This is a genomic window from Streptomyces sp. NPDC033270, from assembly GCF_055576575.1.
Genome location: NZ_JBVIRA010000008.1, coordinates 189263 through 210759, shown reverse-complemented (window position 1 = coordinate 210759; position 21497 = coordinate 189263). Strand labels below are relative to the sequence as shown.

The 21497-nt window shown below is 72.0% G+C and carries 16 protein-coding genes; 7 read left to right on the top strand and 9 right to left on the bottom strand.

Annotation, left to right across the window (positions count from 1 at the left end):
* Window positions 1-96 precede the first annotated feature (96 nt).
* Window positions 97-693 carry a biotin transporter BioY gene (locus ACZ5XZ_RS14785; RefSeq protein WP_468977788.1) on the bottom strand — a complete coding sequence of 199 codons (597 nt, stop codon included), beginning with the start codon at window positions 691-693 and terminating at the stop codon, window positions 97-99.
* A gap of 329 nt (window positions 694-1022) precedes the next feature.
* Between ACZ5XZ_RS14785 and ACZ5XZ_RS14780 the strand changes: the two genes are divergently transcribed.
* The 3 genes from ACZ5XZ_RS14780 to ACZ5XZ_RS14770 all read left to right on the top strand — a co-directional run bounded on the left by ACZ5XZ_RS14780 (window position 1023) and on the right by ACZ5XZ_RS14770 (window position 5133).
* Window positions 1023-2450 carry an amino acid permease gene (locus ACZ5XZ_RS14780; RefSeq protein ID WP_468977786.1) on the top strand — a complete coding sequence of 476 codons (1428 nt, stop codon included), beginning with the start codon at window positions 1023-1025 and terminating at the stop codon, window positions 2448-2450.
* A gap of 292 nt (window positions 2451-2742) precedes the next feature.
* On the top strand, window positions 2743-4173 hold the full coding sequence (locus ACZ5XZ_RS14775) for an amino acid permease (RefSeq protein WP_468977785.1): 1431 nt from the start codon (window positions 2743-2745) through the stop codon (window positions 4171-4173).
* Window positions 4174-4491: 318 nt separating this feature from the next.
* The gene (locus ACZ5XZ_RS14770; RefSeq protein ID WP_468977783.1) at window positions 4492-5133 is read left to right on the top strand and encodes a superoxide dismutase; all 642 of its coding nucleotides are present in this window, start codon (window positions 4492-4494) and stop codon (window positions 5131-5133) included.
* 129 nt (window positions 5134-5262) lie between these two features.
* Here the strand turns inward: ACZ5XZ_RS14770 and ACZ5XZ_RS14765 are convergent, their stop codons facing one another.
* Entirely contained in the window at window positions 5263-5907 is a 645-nt protein-coding gene (locus ACZ5XZ_RS14765; protein ID WP_468977781.1) for a mycothiol-dependent nitroreductase Rv2466c family protein, read from the bottom strand.
* 133 nt (window positions 5908-6040) lie between these two features.
* Here ACZ5XZ_RS14765 and pepN (ACZ5XZ_RS14760) point away from each other — a divergent pair, with 133 nt between their 5' ends.
* Window positions 6041-8629 carry an aminopeptidase N gene (gene pepN, locus ACZ5XZ_RS14760; RefSeq protein WP_468977780.1) on the top strand — a complete coding sequence of 863 codons (2589 nt, stop codon included), beginning with the start codon at window positions 6041-6043 and terminating at the stop codon, window positions 8627-8629.
* Between the two features lie 124 nt (window positions 8630-8753).
* Complete coding sequence (locus ACZ5XZ_RS14755; RefSeq protein ID WP_468977779.1) at window positions 8754-9776, top strand: hypothetical protein; 1023 nt, start codon at window positions 8754-8756, stop codon at window positions 9774-9776.
* Window positions 9777-9817: 41 nt separating this feature from the next.
* Here the strand turns inward: ACZ5XZ_RS14755 and ACZ5XZ_RS14750 are convergent, their stop codons facing one another.
* Window positions 9818-11563, bottom strand: coding sequence for a TIGR03767 family metallophosphoesterase (locus tag ACZ5XZ_RS14750; protein WP_468977777.1), 1746 nt, complete (start codon window positions 11561-11563; stop codon window positions 9818-9820).
* A gap of 446 nt (window positions 11564-12009) precedes the next feature.
* Between ACZ5XZ_RS14750 and ACZ5XZ_RS14745 the strand changes: the two genes are divergently transcribed.
* Window positions 12010-13041, top strand: coding sequence for an aspartate-semialdehyde dehydrogenase (locus tag ACZ5XZ_RS14745; protein ID WP_468977776.1), 1032 nt, complete (start codon window positions 12010-12012; stop codon window positions 13039-13041).
* A gap of 75 nt (window positions 13042-13116) precedes the next feature.
* On the opposite strand, the gene ACZ5XZ_RS14740 is transcribed toward ACZ5XZ_RS14745, so the two are convergent.
* Window positions 13117-13641 (bottom strand): DUF1203 domain-containing protein, encoded by a 525-nt coding sequence (locus ACZ5XZ_RS14740; protein WP_468977774.1) that lies wholly within the window; start codon window positions 13639-13641, stop codon window positions 13117-13119.
* Between the two features lie 186 nt (window positions 13642-13827).
* On the opposite strand from ACZ5XZ_RS14740, the gene pepN (ACZ5XZ_RS14735) reads away from it, so the two are divergent.
* On the top strand, window positions 13828-16392 hold the full coding sequence (pepN, locus tag ACZ5XZ_RS14735) for an aminopeptidase N (RefSeq protein ID WP_468977771.1): 2565 nt from the start codon (window positions 13828-13830) through the stop codon (window positions 16390-16392).
* Between the two features lie 180 nt (window positions 16393-16572).
* Here the strand turns inward: pepN (ACZ5XZ_RS14735) and alc are convergent, their stop codons facing one another.
* The 5 genes from alc to ACZ5XZ_RS14710 form a co-directional block, all read right to left on the bottom strand.
* Window positions 16573-17724 carry an allantoicase gene (gene alc / locus ACZ5XZ_RS14730; RefSeq protein WP_468977769.1) on the bottom strand — a complete coding sequence of 384 codons (1152 nt, stop codon included), beginning with the start codon at window positions 17722-17724 and terminating at the stop codon, window positions 16573-16575.
* Between the two features lie 130 nt (window positions 17725-17854).
* Window positions 17855-18829: a LysR family transcriptional regulator gene (locus ACZ5XZ_RS14725; protein WP_468977767.1), complete on the bottom strand. Its 975-nt coding sequence runs from the start codon at window positions 18827-18829 to the stop codon at window positions 17855-17857.
* 29 nt (window positions 18830-18858) lie between these two features.
* Complete coding sequence (locus tag ACZ5XZ_RS14720) at window positions 18859-19857, bottom strand: DMT family transporter (protein WP_468977765.1); 999 nt, start codon at window positions 19855-19857, stop codon at window positions 18859-18861.
* A gap of 118 nt (window positions 19858-19975) precedes the next feature.
* Complete coding sequence (locus ACZ5XZ_RS14715) at window positions 19976-20953, bottom strand: acyl-ACP desaturase (protein WP_468977763.1); 978 nt, start codon at window positions 20951-20953, stop codon at window positions 19976-19978.
* Window positions 20954-21224: 271 nt separating this feature from the next.
* On the bottom strand, window positions 21225-21467 hold the full coding sequence (locus tag ACZ5XZ_RS14710) for a hypothetical protein (RefSeq protein WP_468977762.1): 243 nt from the start codon (window positions 21465-21467) through the stop codon (window positions 21225-21227).
* Window positions 21468-21497 lie beyond the last annotated feature (30 nt).

The following is a 21497-nucleotide window of genomic DNA, read 5'->3' as shown; positions in this document are numbered from 1 at the left end:
GAGAGGGGATGGGGGAACGCCCCAGCGGGACCGCCCCTGGGGAAGAAAGGGGGGGGGGCCCCCCCCCCCCCCCCCCTTCGGTGCGGTGTGCGGCGCTCAGCCGCGGCGGCCCGCCAGCTTCCAGGCGGTCGGCAGCGCGCCCATCGCCAGCGCCGCCTTGAGGGCGTCGCCGATCAGGAACGGCACCAGGCCGGCCGCGGCGGCCTGGCCCAGGGACATGCCGGTGCTCAGCGCGAGGTAGGGCACGCCCACGGCGTAGATCACGGCGGTGCCCGCGGCCATCGTGGCGGCGGTGCGCAGCACACCGCGGTCGCCGCCGCGGCGGGCCAGCGCGCCGACCAGGCCGGCGGCGAGCAGCATGCCGACGATGTAGCCGAAGGTGGCACCGCCGGCGCCGGAGGCACCGCCGGCGAACCACGGCAGGCCCGCGATGCCCGCCAGGGCGTAGAGCGCGAGCGAGAGCAGGCCGCGGCCCGCGCCGAGCGAGGCGCCGACCAGGAGGGCGGCGAAGGTCTGGCCGGTGACCGGGACCGGGGAGCCGGGGACCGGGACGGCGATCTGCGCCGCGATGCCGGTGAGCGCGGCGCCGCCGACCACCAGCGCGGCGTCGCGGACGCGGGCGCGGGAGGCGGTGGCGGCCGGCAGCAGGTCGGCGAGGACCGTGCCAGGGCGAACGAGGGCGGCAGTGCTCATCGGGGGGCTCCGCGAGGTGTGAGGGATCGGGACGGGACGGGACGACGTTAGTCCAGGCGGCCGGTGGCGATCATCGTGTGGCGGTGACAAAGCCGTACCGGCCCGCTTGGAGAGTTCCGAACAACCGCCACAATGCCCGGCCCTGCCGGGGCGCGTGACGTCTTTGCAGGTCACGTGATGCTCATCACGAACCCGGCCGTCGCATGGCGCCGGTTTTGTGGTAGCGCGCGGGGTGCGGGGAGACTGGGGCCCGCCCCGCGGTGACCTGTGGAGTTCCCCCAAACCTCCGGCGGCCCCGCCGCCCCGCCTCCTGTGAGAGTTACGAGCCGATGCACGACACACCGACCACCGCCGGGCAGTCCCCGCTCGTCGAGGGCGCCGGCGAGAAGGAGCCGCTGTCCACGGGGCTCAAGCAGCGCCATCTGACGATGCTGGGCCTGGGCGGGGTGATCGGCGCGGGCCTGTTCGTGGGCTCCGGCGCGGGGATCTCGGTGGCCGGGCCGGGGATCGTGCTGTCGTACCTGATCGCGGGCGCGCTGGCGATGCTGATCATGCGGATGCTCGGCGAGATGTCGGCGGCGATGCCGGCCTCCGGTGCGTTCTCCGTGCACGCGGAGCGGGCGCTGGGCCGCTGGGCCGGTTTCAGCGTCGGCTGGCTGTACTGGTTCCTGCTGGTGGTGGTGCTGGCCGTGGAGGCCACCGGCGCGGCGCAGATCGCCCATGGCTGGGTGCCGGCGGTGCCGCAGTGGGGCTGGGTGCTGCTCTTCATGGTGGTCTTCACGGTGGCCAACCTGGCGGCGGTGAAGAACTTCGGGGAGTTCGAGTTCTGGTTCGCCACGCTCAAGGTCACCGCGATCGTGCTGTTCCTGGTGCTGGGACTGCTGGCGGTCTTCGGGGTGCTGCCGGCTGGACCGAATTCTTCGGGCGAGCCGGTCGGGATGGCGAACCTCACCGGGCACGGCGGCTTCCTGCCCCATGGCTGGGGCGGGGTGGTCTCCGGGGTGCTGGCCGTGGTGTTCGCCTTCGGCGGGCTGGAGGTCGTCACCATCGCCGCGGCCGAGTCGGACGATCCGGCGCGGGCGGTGGGCCGGGCGGTGCGCAGCGCGGTGTGGCGGATCCTGTTCTTCTACGTCGGCTCGATGCTGGTCATCGTGGCGCTGCTGCCGTGGTCGTCGATGCGGCCGGGCCAGAGTCCGTACGTCGCGGCGCTGGAGCGCATCGGGGTGCCGGGCGCGGGCCAGATCATGAACATCGTGGTGTTCGTGGCGCTGCTCTCGGCGCTGAACGCCAATCTCTACGGCTCGTCGCGGATGGTGTTCTCGCTGGCCGAGCGCGGTGAGGCGCCGCGGGCGCTGCTGAAGGTGTCGGGGGGAGGGGTGCCGCGCCGGGCCGTGCTGGCCTCGGTGGCCTTCGGGTTCGTCTCCGTTCTGCTGAATCTGAAGTGGCCGGACTCGGTCTTCCTCTACATGCTCAACGCGGTCGGCGCGGTGCTGCTGTTCGTCTGGGGCCTGATCGCCGTCTCCCAGCTGCGGCTGCGTCCGCGTATCGAACGCGAGGCGCCCGAGAAGCTGACCCTGCGGATGTGGGCGTTTCCGTATCTGACCTGGGCGGCGCTGCTGGCGATGGCCGGCGTGATCGTGCTGATGCTGACCGACGACACGGCCCGTCCGCATCTGCTGTGGTCGGCCGGGGCGACCGCCGCGGTGCTGCTGGTGGCGGGCGTACGGGAGCTGAGGGGACGTCGTCAGCGGCGCTGAGCCGCGCCGGGCGCCGGGCAGCCCCGAGACGGACGTCACACGGCGTGGCAATCGACGACTTGTCAGGCACACACGGTGACGATCGCGTCTGAATACCGAACATTCGCTGCATGACTGTTGCCCTGAGCGGACACCGGCACTCAGACTGAGCCCGCTTTGCCGAGGATCCCGGAGTTGCGCCATCGGCAGCCCTTGCGCGACCCGATGCCCCGGCGGCACCGTCGCACCGGTCGCGGCTTCGGGAGACCGCGGTTCGCCTTGCTCCGCTCTCACCTACTGGGACAGGTACGACATGAATCGGACACCCTCGTCCGCCTCCCCCGCGCAGACCAGCGCGACGGAGGGCGCCGGCCCCGATAGTGGCTCCGCGCTGTCCAACGGCCTCAAGCAGCGCCATCTGTCGATGATCGCCCTGGGCGGCGTGATCGGCGCGGGCCTGTTCGTCGGCTCCCGCGAGGGCATCGCGGCGGCCGGCCCCTCGATCGTGCTGGCCTACGCGGTCTCCGGCGCCCTGGTCATGCTGGTCATGCGGATGCTCGGCGAGATGGCCGCGGCCAATCCGGCCTCCGGTTCCTTCTCCGTGCACGCCGAGCGCTCCATCGGCTCCTGGGCCGGTTTCACGGTGGGCTGGATGTTCACCGCGCTGCTGTGTGTGGCGGTGGCCGCCGAGGCGCTGGGCGCCGCGGATGTGATGCACCAGTGGTTCCCCGGCAGCGAGCCCTGGATGTGGGTCCTGCTGTTCATGGTGATCTTCACCGGGACGAACCTGGCCGCGGTCTCCAACTTCGGCGAGTTCGAGTTCTGGTTCGCCGCCCTGAAGGTCGCCGCGATCGCCGCCTTCCTCATCCTGGGCGTGCTCGCCATCTGCGGTGCGCTCCCCGGCACCCAGGCGCCGGGCGCCACGCACCTCACCGGTGACGGCGGCTTCCTGCCCAAGGGCGTCGACGGCCTGATGGTGGGTCTGCTGGCCTCGGTGTTCGCCTACGGCGGCCTGGAGACGGTGACCATCGCGGCCGCCGAGTCCAAGGACCCGGTGCGCGGTGTCGCGCGCGCGGTGCGCACCGCGATGTGGCGGATCGCCCTGTTCTACGTCGGCTCGATGGCGGTCATCGTCACGGTCATCCCCTGGAGCGCCCCCTCGATCGCCAAGAGCGGCCCGTACGTGGCGGTCCTGGACTACCTCAAGATCCCCGCGGCCGGCCAGGTGATGAACGTCGTCATCCTGATCGCGCTGCTCTCCGCGGTGAACGCCAACATCTACGGCGCCTCGCGGATGGCGTACTCGCTGATCTCCCGCGGCCAGGGCCCGGCCTTCCTGGGCAAGGTCAGCGGCGGCGTCCCGCGCCGCACCGTGCTGCTGTGCTCCGCCTTCGGCTTCCTCGCGGTGCTCTTCAGCTTCTGGTGGCCGACCACGGTCTTCCAGTGGCTGCTGAACATGGTCGGCGCGGCGGTCCTGGTGGTGTGGGGCTTCATCGCGGTCGCCCAGCTGCGGATGCGGCGGCGGCTGGAGCGCGAGGCTCCGGAGAAGCTCGTGGTGAAGATGTGGGCCTTCCCGGTCCTGACGTGGGTGGCGCTGGCGGGCATCGTCGCGGTGCTGCTGCTGATGCTGCGCGACGACAACCAGCGCATCCAGCTGCTGTTCACCGGCGGCTTCGCAGTGGTGCTGGCGGTGGTCGGGCTGCTGCGGCAGCAGGCCCTGGGCAAGGACACCGACAGGGCCTAGCCCCCTCCCTCGTAGTACCCCGCAGGGGGGGGGGGGGGGGGGGGGGGGGGGGGGGGGGGGGGTGGTCTCTTTCTTTTTCGCTCTCTCCCGACCCTCCCCCCCCCCCCCCCCCCCCCCCCCCCCCCCCCCCCCCCCCCCCCCCCCCCCCCCCCCCCCCCCCCCCCCCCCCCCCCCCCCCCCCCCCGCCTCCTTCTTTGGGACCAGGACACTCCCCGCGACCGGCCGGTGATCACTCCTGCTGGTAGCGTGCTCTTGCACATAGATTGCAACTACTGCACTGCTACTACTGCATGTACGCAGCTTGGAGGCGGGATCGGCATGGCGACCTACACACTTCCGGAACTCCCCTACGACTACTCGGCGCTGGCACCGGTCATCAGCCCCGAGATCATCGAGCTGCACCACGACAAGCACCACGCGGCGTATGTGAAGGGCGCCAACGACACCCTCGAGCAGCTCGCCGAGGCGCGCGACAAGGACCAGTGGGGCAGCATCAACGGCCTGGAGAAGAACCTCGCGTTCCACCTCTCCGGCCACATCCTGCACAGCATTTACTGGCACAACATGACCGGCGACGGCGGCGGTGAGCCGCTGGAGAAGGACGGGGTGGGCGAGCTGGCCGACGCGCTCGCCGAGTCCTTCGGCTCGTTCGCGAAGTTCAAGGCCCAGCTGACCAAGGCCTCGGCCACCACCCAGGGCTCCGGCTGGGGCGTGCTGGCCTACGAGCCGGTGACCGGCCGGCTGATCGTCGAGCAGATCTACGACCACCAGGGCAACGTCGGTCAGGGCTCGGTTCCGATCCTGGTCTTCGACGCCTGGGAGCACGCGTTCTACCTGCAGTACAAGAACCAGAAGGTGGACTTCATCGAGGCCATGTGGCAGGTCGTCAACTGGCAGGACGTGGCCAAGCGCTACACGGCCGCCAAGGAGCGCGCCCACAACCTGCTGCTGGCGCCGTAGCGCGCCCAGGATGCGTCCCGCCTCGTGATCGTCTTCTCACCTTTCGCCGGGCGGGCGGAGTAACGGCGAGGCCCCACGAGGACATGACTCGTGGGGCCTCGCCCCTGCGCCGACGGCGCGGTCCGGGCGTCAGTCGAAGACCGGCGGCTGGGTCCGCGTCCGCTTGATCTCGTAGAAGCCGGGAATCGACGCCACCATCAGCGTGCCGTCCCACAGCTTGGCGGCCTGCTCGCCCTTGGGGGCCGGGGTGACGACCGGGCCGAAGAAGGCGATCTGCTCGCCGTCGGAACCAGGCACCGCGATGACCGGGGTGCCGACCTCCTGGCCGACCAGGTCGATGCCCTCCTTGTGGGAGGCGCGCAGCTGTGTGTCGTAGGTGTCCTTGTCGGCGTACTCGATCAGGTCGGCGGGCAGGCCGGCGTCTTCGAGGGCGGCGGCGATGCTCTCGGGGTTCACCCCGAGGCCCTCGTTGTGGAAGCGGGTGCCCAGCGCGGTGTAGAGCCGGCCGACGGCCTCGTCGCCGTGCAGCTGCTGGGCGGCGATCACCACCCGGACCGGGCCCCAGGCCTTGCCGCCCGGGCGCATGTTCTCGCGGTACTCCTCCGGCAGCGTGTCGAGTTTGTCCTCGTTGAGAACGGCCAGGCTCATCACATGCCAGCGCACCTCGACCGGGCGGACCTTCTCCACCTCCAGCATCCAGCGGGAGGTCAGCCAGGCCCAGGGGCACAGGGGGTCGAACCAGAAGTCTGCCGGGGTCTTCGCAGTTTCGGACAAGGGTCTCGTCTCCTCAGGCAAGCCGTGCTGGGTCTGTTCTCGGTCGTGCTGTCCGGTGGCAGGTTCAACCGTCGGGGGGCGTGCCATGATTCCCCGTGTTCGATATTCGAGACGAGGACGAGGGAGTCACGTCGTGCCAGGTGAGAATCTGTCCCGGGACGAGGCACGCGAGCGGGGTCGGCTGCTGAGCGTCGACGCCTACGACGTGGCGCTCGACGTCCGCTCAGCGGTCGGGCAGGGACAGGCCGCGGCCACGTTCCGGTCCCGTACGGCCATCCGCTTCCGCTGCGCCGAGCCGGGCGCGTCGACGTTCGCGGACCTGCTGGCGCCGTCGGTCGCCTCCGTCACCCTCAACGGGCGGGAGCTGGACCCCACGAAGGTCTTCGACGGCACCCGGATCGCGCTGGACGGCCTGGCCGCCGAGAACACCCTCGTCGTCGACGCACAGTGCGCCTACAGCCGCACCGGCGAGGGGCTGCACCGCTTCGTCGACCCCGAGGACGGCGAGGTCTACCTCTACACCCAGTACGAGCCGGCCGACGCCCGCCGGGTGTTCGCCAACTTCGAACAGCCCGATCTGAAGGCCCCGTTCACCTTCGAGGTGACGGCCCCCGAAGGGTGGGTGGTGCTCAGCAACGGTGCCCAGGAAGGCGACGCCGAGGCCGGCACGCACCGCTTCGCGCGGACCCGGCCGATCTCCACGTACATCACGGCCGTCGTCGCCGGCCCGTACCACTACGTCACCGACACCTACCGCCGCACCTTCGACGACGGCACCGAGCTGGTCGTCCCGCTGGGCGCACTGTGCCGCAAGGGGCTGGCCAAGCACTTCGACGCCGACGACGTCTTCACCGTCACCAAGCAGGGCCTGGACTTCTTCCACGAGCACTTCGACTTCCCCTACCCCTTCGGGAAGTACGACACCGCGTTCGTGCCGGAGTACAACCTCGGCGCGATGGAGAACCCGGGCTGTGTCACCTTCCGCGAGGAGTTCGTCTTCCGCGGGAAGGTGACCGAGGCGTCCTACGAGCGCCGGGCCAACGTCATCCTGCACGAGATGGCGCACATGTGGTTCGGCGACCTGGTGACCATGCAGTGGTGGGACGACCTGTGGCTCAAGGAGTCCTACGCGGACTTCATGGGCGCCTTCGCGCAGGTGGAGGCGACCCGCTTCGCAGGCGGCTGGATCACCTTCGCCAACCGCCGCAAGTCCTGGGCCTACCGCGCCGACCAGCTGCCCTCCACCCACCCGGTCACCGCCGACATCCGCGACCTGGAGGACGCCAAGCTCAACTTCGACGGCATCACCTACGCCAAGGGCGCCGCGGTGCTCAAGCAGCTGGTGGCGTACGTGGGCCAGGACGCGTTCCTGGAGGGCGCCCGGCGCTACTTCAAGCGCCACGCGTACGGCAACACCCGGTTGGCGGACCTGCTGGCGGTGCTGGAGGAGACGTCGGGCCGGGACATGGCGGCTTGGTCGCGGTCCTGGCTGGAGACCGCCGGCGTCAACTCGCTGACCCCTCAGGTCACTTATGACGCACACGACCGGATCACCGAGCTGAGCATCCTGCAGGAGGCGGCGCCCCAGCACCCGGAGCTGCGGCCGCACCGGGTCGCGGTGGGCCTCTACCGCCGTCTGGACGCGGACTCGGCGCTGGTGCGCTACGCCCGCGCCGAGGTCGACGTCACCGGGCCGCGGACGGCCGTGCCGGAGCTGGCCGGCTCCGAGCGGCCCGAGCTGATCCTGGTCAACGACGAGGACCTGACGTACTGCAAGGTCCGGTTCGACGAGGGGTCGCTGGCCACGCTGCGGGCCCGGCTCGGCGATCTGACCGACCCGATGGCGCGGGCGCTGTGCTGGGCGGCGCTGTGGGGCCTGACCCGCGACGGCCTGATGCCGACCCGCGACTACCTCGCCCTGGTGCGGCGGTTCGCCGGCCAGGAGACCGACATCGGCGTACTGCAGTCGCTGCACGGGCAGGCCCAGACGGCGCTGGAGCACTACTGCGCGCCGGACCGCCGCGAGGCGGCCGCCCGCGAGCTGGCCGAGGGTGCGCTGCGCGAGCTGCGGCTGGCCGATCCGGGCAGCGACCACCAGCTGACCTGGGCCCGGCACTTCGCCGCGGTCGCCACCACCCCCGCCGACCTCCAGCTGCTGGGGGGCCTGCTGGACGGCACGGCGAAGATCGACGGCCTGGAGGTGGACCAGGAGCTGCGCTGGTCGTTCCTGGAGCCGCTGGCCGCGCACGGCGTCGCGGACGAGGACGTGATCGCCGCGGAGCTGGCCCGGGACGACACCGCCTCCGGCAAGCGCCACCAGGTGCGCTGCCTGGCGGCCCGCCCGTCGGCGGAGGTCAAGGCGCAGGCGTGGGCGGACGTGGTGGAGTCCGACGCGCTGTCCAACGCCCTGGTGGAGGCGACCATCGCCGGCTTCGCGCAGCCCGGGCAGCGGGAGTTGCTGACGTCGTACGCCCCGCGCTACTTCGCGGCGATCGAGCGGGTGTGGCGGGAGCGGTCCATCGAGATCGCGATGGACGTGGTGCGCGGGCTGTTCCCGGCGTGGCTGGTGGAACGCGCCACCCTGGAGGCCGCGGACGGCTGGCTGGCCGCGCACGCCCAGGCGGCGCCCGCGCTGCGCCGGCTGGTGCTGGAGGAGCGGGACGACCTCGCCCGGGCGCTGCGCGCACAGGCTTGTGACGAGGCGGCCGGGCCCAGGCCGTAACCCCGGCTGCCACCAGCCCTTTTCGGCAGTCGAACGCCCGTACTTTAGCCCAGGATTGTCCGGTTTGAGGTACGGGCGTGTAACAGCGGTTAGGGGGCGGAGCGGGGGCGGGAATCCAGCGGTCATGAACCACGACACCCCGCTCTCCCCCCTCCCCCTCCAGCACCTCTCCGGGCTCCGCAGCCGGGTGCTGACCACCCGCCAGCTGCGTGAGCACGGCGTCCCGGCAGCGGAGCTGACCGAGCGCTGCCGCCCCGGCGGCTGCTGGCAGCAGGTCCTGCCGGGCGTCTACCTGCTCCACCCGGGGCCGCCCACCAGCGAGGAGCGGCTGCAGGCGGTGCTGCTGTACGCCAGCCACCGGGGCTCGTCCGTGCCCCGCCAGCCCGGCGGGTCCGGCGACGCCCCCGAGGCGATGATCACCGGTCTGGCGGCGCTCGCCCTGCACGGCTTCTCCGAGGCTCCCCCGCTGCTCGTGCTGGACCGCATCGAGGTGCTGGTCGCCCGCACCCGCCGGCTGCGCTCGACCGGTTTCGCGCAGGTCGTCCGGGCCGTGGACCTGCCGGTGCCGCAGCAGGTCACCGGCGTGCCGACCGCGCCGGTGCCCCGCGCGCTGGCCGACGCGGTCGCCGGGCTGGGCGACGCCGCGGCGGTGCGCCGGCTGCTGACCGAGGCGGTGCGCGGCGGCCACAGCGAGGCCGGCGCGGTGGTACGGGAGCTGAGCCGGGCGCGGCTGCTGACCCGGCCGCACGTGGTGGACGCGGTCGACACCCTGCTCGCCGAGGGCCGGGCGCTGGCCGAGCAGCGGCTCTACGCCATGGTGCGCGAGCACGGCCTGCCCGAACCGCTGTGGAACGTCGATCTGCGGCTGCCGGGCGGGCCGCACCTGGGCGGCGTGGACGCCTACTGGCCGGAGCACGCGGTGGCCCTGGAGATCGACACCCGCGCGCCGCGCCCCGAGGAGGACCCGCTGCACTCGGCCTTCGACCACAAGCGCGAGCATCTGGAGCGGCTGGGCATCACCGTCGTCCGCTGCCTGCCGCGCACCCTGCGCGAGGCCCCCGCGGAACACGCCGCGGTGGTCCGTACCGCCCTGATGGCGGCGCCGGAACGGGAGCCGAGCGCCTATGTGGTGGCGCTGCCGCGCTGAGGGCCCGGCTCCGTCCCCGCCCCCGGCTCCGTTCCCGTCCGTCAGCGCCGCTTGAGCAGCAGCTCGACGTTGCGGTCTCGGGCCGTGCCCACCAGGTCCGTACGGGCCGCGGGCGCGTTGAAGGACAGCTCGCGGTAGAGGGCGGCCAGCCCGGTCTGCGAGAGGTCGGTGAAGTCCGTGCGGTGCGGGGCGGCCGACGCCACCAGCGTGGTGATCAGCGACAGCGTCCCGTCGTGGTTGTCCACCAGCTCGACGACCCGGGCCAGCTGCGGGAAGTCGATGTGCGAAGCGGTGGAGACCTCCCAGAAGGTGCCGTGCGCGGTGATGTCGTTCTTGTGGCTGTGGCCGTTGATCCAGCCGACGACCGAGGGATGGGCGGCCAGCAGCTCGACCAGCTCCGCGCCGCCGTACCGCTTCTCGTGCGGCCGGGCCGGGTCGGGACGGGTGTTGTTCATGGTCTTGCTGGTGTGGTGGCTGAAGACCAGCACATGCGCCTTCTCGCCCCGCTCGTTCTGCTTCAGCGTCCGCTCCAGCCAGCGCAGTTGGGCCTCGCCGACCGAGCCGGTGTAGTGGCCGCCGGGGTCGGTGGTGTCCAGGCTGATGCCGAGGACGTCGTCGGAGACGCGGAAGGTGTAGTAGAGGCGGCCGGTGTCCAGGTGCGCCGCGGTGTAGCCGTGGCCGTGCGGGCCGGGGCCGGTGTGCGCCGGGTCGAGGTGGGCGCGCAGGTACTCGGCGCGGGTGAAGGGGGCGCGGCGCGCGTCGGGGGTGACGCTCCTGGCCTGCCGGGCGTGGGTCTTCAGCAGCCGCTTGAAGTCCTCGCCCTTGGGGTCCAGGCCCTCCTTGACCGCCTTCCAGACCTTCGCGGCCTCGGCGGCCGGCAGCTTCTCCAGCTTGCGGCCGCCGGTGGCTATCTCGGCGAAGAACGGGTCACCGGGCGCGTAGCACCCGCCGGGCAGCGAGTCGTGGTTGCCGACCGTGGAGTACCAGGGCAGCCGCAGCCCCGGGCTGTGGACGGTGCGGATGGCCGCGTCCAGGAACCCGTGCAGCCGCGGGAAGCCCAGCTGCTTGTCGGCGTCGCGCAGTGCGCTGTCCGGCTGCCAGTACAGCTTCAGCCCGCTGTCCTGGACGCCTTCGTAGCGGCGCGGGTCACCGGAGTTGGGGGTGATCCGGCCGCCGCTCATCGCGGTCAGGAACCACTGGAGCTCCAGCTTGGAGTTGTTGTCGGTGTTGTCGCCGGTGGTCATCACGAAGGACAGCGGGGCGCCGGTGGCGGGCCCGCCGGGCAGCGCGTTGACCCGCTCGATCAGCGAGACCACGCCGGCGACGGACAGCGCCTCCTGCGGCCGCCAGGCGCTGGCGGTCTCGGCGCGCAGGTACTCGTAGCGCAGCGGGCTCTGCACATCGACCAGGTGCAGGTCGGTGAACTGCACGAACGACGCCAGCGCGGTGCGCCGCCGCTCGCGCCCGCCGTGGGCGGCGGCCAGCTCGGCGCGCACGACCCGGTCCCAGCCGGGGCCGTCGGCGAGCCGGCGGTAGCCTCCGCTGCCGCGCGGGGCGGAGGCGGAGCCGAGGGTGGTGCCCCTGGCGTACGGCACACGGGGGACGGCGGGGGCGTCGACGGCGGCGGGCGCGGCCGGGGCCGGGCCGGGGGCGACGGTGGCGGCCTGCGCCGCCCGGTCGGGGCCGACGCCGACGGCGAGCCCGAGCCCGGTGGCGGCGCCGACGGCGCCGGTGGCGGCGAGGAACGTACGGCGGTCGAGAGTGGCGGCGGACCGGATACGGGACATACGCGAGGCTCCCCGAGTGCGAACGCAAAGGCGGCCGGGACCAGTGGTGGCGGAAGTGGGACTGCTCGTCGTCCTTCAGCAGCACAACTGCCCTGTCACCAGGGATCGTTGGCATCCGGAGTGACCTGCGCGTGAACGCCACCGCAACGCGGGGAACCCATCACCGCACAGGGATCTGCCGGCCACCGGCCGGTCACCCAGCCCTGCCCGGAGGTGCGACCGGCGGTCACCGCGCGTTCACTCCTCGGGGTATCAGGCGGCCGTACGCCGGCCCGGTGAACACGCTCCGCTACGAGTGCAGTACGTTGCGCGACCGCCCGCTCCCTCGACCCTCCACAGACTGGAATGGATTGGACAAGGCGACGGGTGTCACACACATGATGGAGGCACTACTGAGCAGGTGTTCTGGAGCAGTCACCGAAGCCAGGCCAGAAAGAAGGAGTCCCATGAGGGTCGGAATCGTCGGAGCCACCGGACAGGTCGGCGGCGTGATGCGGGGCATTCTCGCCGAGCGGAACTTCCCGGTCGAGCAGCTGCGGCTGTTCGCTTCGGCCCGGTCCGCCGGACGCACCCTGCCGTGGCAGGACACCGAGATCACGATCGAGGACGCGGCCACCGCCGACTTCTCCGGGCTCGACATCGTCCTGTTCTCGGCCGGCGGCGCGACGTCCAAGGCGCTGGCGGAGAAGGTCGCCGCCGCGGGCCCCGTCGTGATCGACAACTCCTCGGCCTGGCGCCGCGACCCCCAGGTGCCGCTGGTCGTCTCCGAGGTCAACCCGCAGGCGATCACGGACCGCCCCAAGGGCATCATCGCCAACCCGAACTGCACGACCATGGCCGCGATGCCGGTACTGCGCCCGCTGCACGACGAGGCCGGCCTGGTCTCCCTCGTCGTCGCCACCTACCAGGCGGTCTCCGGCAGCGGCCTGGCCGGCGTGGAGGAGCTGGACGGCCAGGTCCGCAAGGCGGTCGAGCAGGACGCCACCAAGCTGACGCACGACGGCTCGGCCGTGGAGTTCCCCGCGCCGGACAAGTACGTCCGCCCGATCGCCTTCAACGTCCTGCCGATGGCCGGCTCGATCGTCGACGACGGTCTGAACGAGACCGACGAGGAGCAGAAGCTCCGCCACGAGAGCCGCAAGATCCTGGAGATCCCGGAGCTGAAGGTGTCCGGCACCTGCGTCCGCGTCCCGGTCTTCAGCGGCCACTCGCTGCAGGTCAACGCCCGCTTCGCGCGTCCCATCAGCCCGGCGCGCGCCCAGGAGCTGCTGGCCGGCGCCCCCGGCGTCGCCCTCTCCGAGGTGCCCACCCCGCTCCAGGCCGCCGGCCAGGACGCGTCCTTCGTGGGCCGGATCCGCCGGGACGAGACCGTCGACAACGGCCTGGCGCTGTTCCTGTCCAACGACAACCTCCGCAAGGGCGCGGCACTGAACGCCGTCCAGATCGCGGAGCTGGTCGCAGCGGAGCTGCGCGGCTGACCGCGCCCGAGCGCACCGAGTGCCCGTACGGACCCCTGTGCCGTACGGGCACTCGCACGTTTTGCGGCGAGGGGCTCAGCCGGCCCGCCGGACCTCGAACTGGAAGCAGCCGTACTCGACGGCGCGTACGTGCACCAGCGCCACCTCCGGGTCGGCGAAGGCCTCGGCGAAGGCCGCGTCGAACCCGGCCCCGGCGTCCTGGGGGATCTCCAGGAGCCGCCCGCCGACGATCTGCCCCTGGGCGTTGTAGCGGCGCAGGGTCCGCAGCGCTCCGGGCCGCGCGAAGGGGTACCCGGCGGCGTCCCCGTCCGGCCCGCCGCACTCGTCGGCGTGGATGAACACCGGCCCCTGCTCATCGTACGCGCCGGGAGCGGCCCCCGTCCGGGCCGCCCAGCGGCGCAGCGGCGCATAGGACACCAGCGCGACCCGCTCGCCGGCCCGGATCGCCCGCAGGCAGCAGCGCAGCGGGCTGCCGACGCAGTCCACCGGTACGCCGTCCTCACGGGCGAGGTAGGGCTCCAGGGGCCGCCCGGCGTCGTCGGTGACGCGGAGTTCCTTCAGCGCGGTGGCGGGGATGGGGTGCGGGGTGTAGGTCGTCATACGTCCAGCGTCGGCTGCGTGGGCGGCGAGTGCCGGCGGGTTTCGGACGCCGCGTTTGCGGAGGGCCGTTCCCCCGGCCCCGGCGCTCGCGCCTGCCACTCACCCTACTCACGGGTCACAGCGCCGACCGCGTGGAAGGATGGCCGAAGAGTCCGATGCGACAACCGATGCGAAGGAGATGACCGGGTGCCTGGCACGAATCTGACCCGCGACGAGGCGCAGGCGCGGGCGCGGCTGCTGACCGTGGACGCGTACGAGATCGATCTCGACCTGTCCGGTGCGCAGGAAGGCGGAACGTACCGGTCCACGACGACCGTGCGGTTCGATGTCGCGGAGGCGGGCGCCGACTCGTTCATCGACCTGGTGGCGCCGGCCGTGCGCGAGGTGGTGCTCAACGGCGCCGCGCTGGATCCGGACGAGGTGTTCGCGGACTCCCGGATCGCGCTGCGCGGGCTGCCGGCCGGCCGCAACGAGCTGAGGGTCGTCGCGGACTGCGCGTACACCAACACCGGCGAGGGTCTGCACCGTTTCGTGGATCCGGTGGACCAGCAGGCCTACCTCTACACGCAGTTCGAGGTGCCGGACGCGCGGCGGGTGTTCGCCTCGTTCGAGCAGCCGGACCTGAAGGCGACGTTCCAGTTCACCGTGAACGCCCCGGAGGGCTGGACGGTGATCTCCAACTCCCCGACGCCGGAGCCGAGCGGGACCGTCTGGCGCTTCGCGCCGACGCCGCGGATCTCGACGTATGTCACCGCGCTGATCGTCGGCCCGTACCACAGCGTGCACAGCTCCTACGAGAAGGACGGGCAGTCGGTGCCGCTGGGCATCTACTGCCGGCCGTCGCTGGCCGAGCACCTGGACGCGGACGCGATCTTCGAGGTCACCCGGCAGGGCTTCGACTGGTTCCAGGAGAAGTTCGACTACGCCTACCCGTTCGCGAAGTACGACCAGCTCTTCGTGCCGGAGTTCAACGCCGGCGCGATGGAGAACGCGGGCGCGGTCACCATCCGCGACCAGTACGTCTTCCGGTCGAAGGTGACGGACGCGGCGTACGAGGTGCGGGCGGAGACGATCCTGCACGAGCTGGCGCACATGTGGTTCGGCGACCTGGTCACCATGGAGTGGTGGAACGACCTGTGGCTGAACGAGTCGTTCGCCACGTACACCTCCATCGCCTGCCAGGCCTACGCGCCCGGCAGCAAGTGGCCGCACTCGTGGACGACGTTCGCCAACTCCATGAAGACCTGGGCCTACCGGCAGGACCAGCTGCCGTCCACGCACCCGATCATGGCCGAGATCCGCGATCTCGACGATGTGCTGGTCAACTTCGACGGCATCACCTACGCCAAGGGCGCCAGCGTCCTCAAGCAGCTGGTCGCCTACGTCGGCATGGAGGAGTTCTTCAAGGGCGTGCAGGCCTATTTCAAGGCCCACGCCTACGGCAACACCCGGCTGAGCGATCTGCTGGGCGCGCTGGAGGAGACCAGCGGGCGGGACCTTACGACCTGGTCCAAGAAGTGGCTGGAGACGGCCGGGATCAACATCCTCCGGCCGGAGATCGAGGTCGACGCGGACGGCGTGATCACCTCGTTCGCGGTCCGGCAGGAGGCTCCGGCGCTGCCCGCCGGCGCCAAGGGCGAGCCGGTGCTGCGGCCGCACCGGATCGCGATCGGCTGCTACGAGCTGCAGGACGGCAAGCTGGTGCGCACCGGGCGGATCGAGCTGGACGTGGACGGTGCGCGGACCGCCGTGCCGCAGCTGGTGGGCACGCGGCGGCCGGCCGTCGTCCTGCTCAACGACGACGACCTGTCGTATGCGAAGGTCCGGCTGGACGAGGAGTCGCTGAAGGTCGTCACCGAGCACCTCGGGGACTTCACCGAGTCGCTGCCGCGTGCGCTGTCGTGGGCGTCGGCCTGGGACATGACGCGGGACGCCGAACTGGCCACCCGTGACTACCTGTCGCTGGTGCTGTCGGGCATCGGCAAGGAGTCGGACATCGGTGTCGTGCAGTCGCTGCACCGCCAGGTGAAGCTGGCGCTGGACCTGTACGCGGCGCCGAAGTGGCGCGAGCAGGGGCTGGCGACCTGGACCGACGCGGCGCTTGAGCACCTGCGGGCGGCCGAGCCGGGCAGCGACCACCAGCTGGCCTGGGCCAGGGCGTTCGCCGCCGCGGCCCGTACCGACGAGCAACTCGATCTGCTGCAGGGGCTGCTGGACGGCACGGCGGAGATCTCCGGGCTGGCGGTGGACACCGAGCTGCGCTGGTCGCTGCTGCAGCGGCTGGCGGCCACCGGGCGGGCGGACGAGCAGGCCATCGCGGCGGAGCTGGAGCGGGACAGGACCTCGGCGGGCGAGCGGCATGCCGCGACGGCGCGCTCGGCCCGTCCGACCGAGGAGGCCAAGGCCGCGGCCTGGGCCTCGGTCGTGGAGTCCGACAAGCTCCCCAACGCCGTGCAGGAGGCCGTCATCGGCGGCTTCGTGCAGACCGACCAGCGGGAGCTGCTGGCGCCGTACACCGCGAAGTACTTCGACGCGGTGAAGTCCGTCTGGGACTCCCGCAGCCACGAGATGGCCCAGCAGATCGCGGTGGGCCTCTACCCGGCGCTGCAGGTCTCCCCCGAGACCCTGGACGCCACCGACGCCTGGCTGGCCTCGGCCGAACCGAGCGCGGCACTGCGCCGCCTGGTCACCGAGTCGCGAGCGGGAATCGAGCGGGCGCTGAAGGCGCAGGCGGCGGACGCGGCGGCGTAGGGCCCGTCCGCGAAGTCGCCGGCCCCCGCGGAAGCGTGGGGCCGCCCGGCGGACGGGCGCCAGATGCGTTGCCGTCCGCCGGGCGATGGGGTGTCCCCCGGCTCCTCGAAGGGCGCGGGGGAAGTGCGCGCCGGGCCCCGCCCCCTCCTACCGGGGCCCGGTGGCAAACAGGGGGCGGCTTCAGCCGCTGAGCTCGTCGAAGCGGCGGACCAGGTCGGCGCGGCCGGATTCGGTGAGATCGCCGTGCAGGCGCATGCGGGCCAGGCCGCCGTCGGGGAAGACGTCCAGCCGTACGTGGGTGGCGGTCACCCGGCGCGGCAGCGCGAAGCGGTGCGGGGTGTCGGGCTGCAGCTTCGTGCGCGGCAGGATCTCGAACCACGAGGCGTCGTCGGCCGGGTCGCCCGCGGCCGCGTCACAGCCGTACAGGGCGGCCCAGCCCGCGGAGTTGCCCTTGAGGTAGGCGGTGTCGATCTCGACGGCGCGGATCTCGCCCTGGGCCGCGAGGCGGAAGCGCACCCAGTCGTGGGTGCCCTTGACCCGGCGGCGGCGGTTCTCCCAGCCGTCGTCCATCTTGCGGGACAGATCGGGCTGGATGATCTGGGTGGGCGAGGAGTAGAAGCGGTCGGAGGCGTCCTCGACGGTGCCGCCGTGCATGACGGAGGCCAGGTCGAGGGTGCCGAGCACATCGAGCCACTCCGGGTCCGGCACGACCTCGCCGTAGACCCGGAGGCGGGCTATACCGCCGTCGGGGTGCTGCTTGAGGCGCAGGTGTGTGAAGCGGCGCTCGACGGTGACCTCGAAGCCGTTGGCGGCGTGGCCGCGGACGGGCGTGCGCGCTACCAGCTCCTCCCACTTCACGTCGTCGGCGAGCAGCTCCTCGGGGCTGGGGCTGCCGGGCAGCGACGTCGCCTCGACGGTGACCTGCTGGGGGTAGTTGCCCCGGAAGTGGGCGGTGTCGACGATGACGCCGCGGATCACGCCGGGGGCGGCGAGGCGGATCAGCGCCCAGTCGTGCTCGTCGTCGGTCGGGAAGGGGTGCTCGCCGTCGGCGCCGCGGCGGCGCCGGGTCTCCCAGCCGTCCATGATCTTGCCCTTGTGGCCGAAGTGCTCGGGGTCGAAGACCGCCGGAGTCGGCTTCAGCAGATTCTCGCGCTCGGCGAAGAACTCGTCGTTCGCGGCGATCACACCGGCGCCGAAGCGGCGGTCGGCGAGATCGACGAGCGAGGTGAAGGGGAAGTCCCCGCCGCGGTAGTCGGCGTAGGGGTCTCCGCCGCCGTACGGGTTGGCGTCGTTGGCGTGCGGGTCGGTGGTGTCGGCCGGGGTGTTGGTCATCGTTGCCCTTCGATGTGCCGGGTGGTGTGGACCGATCCACCGTCGCAGCGGACCACCCCACAGGTCCATCGAAAGTTTTTGAGGAATATGTTCAGCAGGACTGAATGGTAGGCGAGGGCGGTCCGCCCGTTCAGCCGCCGGTGTGGAAGCCCTCCCGGGGCGCCTGGGCGATGGCCGCCTGACGGAGCGCGGCCAGTACCCGGGCCAGCCCCGGCGCCCCCTCGGAGCCGCGCCGGACGGCCGCGACCACATGGCGCCGCGGCTGGTCTCCGGACAGCACCCGCAACGCGACCCGGGTACGGCCGTCCCGTCCGCCCGGCTCCCCGCCCCCGAAGGCGCCGATACCGCCCGCCATCGCCATCCGGGGCACCAGCGCCACCCCCATGCCCGCCGCGACCATCGCCCAGATCGCGCTCCAGTCGGCGGCGGCGTGCGCCTGCTCGGGCACGAACCCGGCGTTCTCGCAGGCGGCGGTGGTGATCTGCGACCAGGGCCCGCTGCTGCCGAAGATCCAGGGCTCGCCCGCCAGGTCGGCCAGCCGCAGTCCGGGCTCGGAGGCCAGCGGATGACCGGCCGGCAGCGCCACGTCCAGCGGGTCGGCGAGCAGCGCGACCCGGCTGAACTTGGGGTCGCGCGGGGTGGGGGCGTGCGCGGCCAGCGACAGCGCCAGGTCGACGCTGCCCTCCGCCAGCAGCTCGTAGGCGGCCTCCGCCTCCGCCTCCCGTACGGCGACCGACAGGCCCGGGTGTGTGCGGCGCAGCTCCTGGACCGCGGGGACCACCAGCGCGGGGATGGCCGTGGAGAACGCGCCGACCCGCACCTGGCCGGCCTCGCCCTGGAGGTAGCCCAGCAGCTCCGCGTCCGCGCGCTCCAGTTGCGCGAAGACCGCCTCGGCGTGCCGCAGCACCAGCTGCGCGGCGTCGGTCAGCCGCACCCGCCGGCCCTGGGCCTCCAGCAGCGTCACCCCGAGCGACTTGGCCAGCCCGATCAGCTGCTGCGAGACCGCCGAGGGCGTCATGTGCAGCGCCTCGGCGGTCGCGGTGACCGTGCCCAGCTCTTGAAGGGTGCGCAGGATACGCAGCTTTTTGATGTCCCAGTCGGCCATGCGGGCAGCGTACGCACCCGGCGCGGCGCTCACCGCCGGGTGCCCGCCGCCCCCAGGGCGACACCGGCCACGATCAGCGCCATGCACAGCAGTTGCACGGGCCCGACGGGCTCCCCCAGGACGGGTAGCGAGAGCAGCGCCACGCACACCGGCTGGAGGTAGTAGACGACCCCGGCGCGGGCGGCGCCGACCAGGGCGATCGCCTTGTTCCAGGTGAAGTAGGCGACGGCGGAGGACAGCAGGCCTATGTAGAGCAGCGGCCCGACCGTCGCGGCACCGGGGGTGAAGCCGCCCTCGACGGCGAGGCTCACACCGTAGGCGGGCGCCAGCATGGCCGTGCCCAGCGCGAAGGTCATGAAGAGGAAGGCGCGCCCGCCGATCTCCGGGGGGCGGCGGCGCAGCAGGGCGCTGTAGCCGGCGAACGTGGCGGTCGCGGCGAGCATCCACAGGTCGCCGGCGGCGAAGTCGAGTTGCCACAGGGCGGCCGGTGAGCCCTTGCCGACCAGGGTGACGACGCCGAGCAGCGCGATCAGCATGCCGGCCGCCCGGCGCGCGCCGAGCCTCTCGCGGGCCTGGCCGCGCCGCCCGCCGACGAGGTCGAAGAGGGCGATCATCATCGGCGAGGCGGCCGCGATCATGGCCATGTTGGTGGCCGAAGTGGAGCGCCCGGCTTGGTAGACGAGGGTGTTGAAGCAGGTGACGCCCAACAGGGCGGCCAGCGTCAGGAATCCGAGGTGCCGGCGGACGGCCGGCCACTGGCGGCGGACCTGCGCCAGCGCGAGTGGTGCGACCGCGAGCAGCGCGATGATCCAGCGCCAGAAGGCGGTCTGGACGGGCGGGACGGCGTCGTGCAGGGCCCGGGCGATGACGAAGTTGCCGGACCAGACCACGGTCGCCGCCAGGGCGAGGGCCAGGCCCGCCCCCGCTCGCGACGCCGCCGCGCCTGGCTTCTGCCCCGCCCGCACGGGGGTGCCCCCGCCCTGCGCGAAGGGTGTGCGGTGCCTACGGACGTACTCCAGGACTGCCACGGCTTCCTCTCCTCGGTGGTGGTGAGACTCCACCGTGGCAGCCCGAACCCATCAGGTCCATCGAATAATTTCGATCAAACCCTGTAGGCAGACTGAAAGGTGACGACCGGCGGTCGCCTTACCTGCGGGCTTGCCGGCGGGCGAGGATCGCCGCCTGCCGCTCGTCGAACTTCCGCGCCTGGCCGTCCAGGCCGTCCATGAACAGCCCCAGCTCCTCCTGCGCCGCCAGGCCGGCGGCGCCCAGGCCGCCGATCTCCAGCACCTTCAGATAGCGCAGCACGGGCTGCAGCACGTCGTCGTGGTGGATGCGCAGGTTGTAGATCCCGCCGAGGGCCATCCGGGCGGCGGCCCGCTCGAAGCCGGGCATGCCGTGGCCGGGCATCCGGAAGCCGGTGACCACGTCGCGTACGGCGCACATGGTCTGGTCGGGGGCCAGCTCGAACGCCGCGCCCAGGAGGTTGCGGTAGAAGAGCATGTGGAGGTTCTCGTCCGCGGCGATCCGGGCGAGCATCCGGTCGCAGACCGGGTCGCCGGAGTGGTGGCCGGTGTTGCGGTGCGAGATGCGGGTGGCCAGCTCCTGGAAGGCGACGTAGGCCACCGAGTGCAGCATGCTGTGCGAGTTGTCGGCCTCGAAGCCCTCCGACATGTGGGCCATGCGGAACCGCTCCAGCTCGTCGGGGTCGACGGCCCGGCTGGTGAGCAGGTAGTCGCGCATCACGATGCCGTGCCGGCCCTCCTCGGCGGTCCAGCGGTGCACCCAGGTGCCCCAGGCGCCGTCGCGCCCGAAGAGGGTGGCGATCTCGTGGTGGTAGCTGGGGAGGTTGTCCTCGGTCAGGAGGTTGACCACCAGGGCGATCCGGCCGATCTCGGTGACCTTGGACTGCTCGGGAGCCCAGGCCTCGCCGTCCTCCAGCACCCCGGGGAAGTTCCGGCCGTCGCTCCAGGGGACGTACTGGTGGGGCATCCACTCCTTGGCGACCTTCTCGTGCCGGTTGAGTTCCTTCTCGACGACCTCTTCGAGTGCGTAGAGCAGCTGGGCGTCGCTCCAGGCGGCCTGGCCGCGCTCTCCGTTATGGCGGGCGGGGGCGATGGTCACGGGGGAACTCCAGGGGGACGATGACCTACGGGGCCGTAGGTTTGACCTACGGCTGCGTAGGTTACGTCATCGTAGGTTAGGGCCGGTTAAACGCCGGCCCCTCGCAAACCGGCCGAAAATCGCTCGATAGCCGCCCCGCAACCCCTTTTTCACCTGCGGAAATATCCGGGTACGACAAAGGGCGCCCCTCGGTTCTTGTCACCGATGGGCGCCCTTGAGGCGTCGCTGGTACCCGTGCCGGCCGCGGCGGCGGCCGTCGGGCGAGCAGGTCCTAGGACTTGGCCTGCTTGCGGGACTTGTCACCCACCATGACCAGTCCGGCGATGATCAGGAAGATCACGATGGGGGCTACGACATAGAGGCCGAGCGTCTCGATCACGCTCAGGCCCGGACCCGGGTCGTCACCGTCGTCGCGGGCGAGCGCAAACGCGGGGGACGACATCAGCAGCAGCAGCGCGGTGCCGGCGGTGATGGTTCCGGCGCGCAGGACATTCTTATTGACCTTGTTGCTCACGAAGTCAACGTATCGGACGCCCCGCCGCCC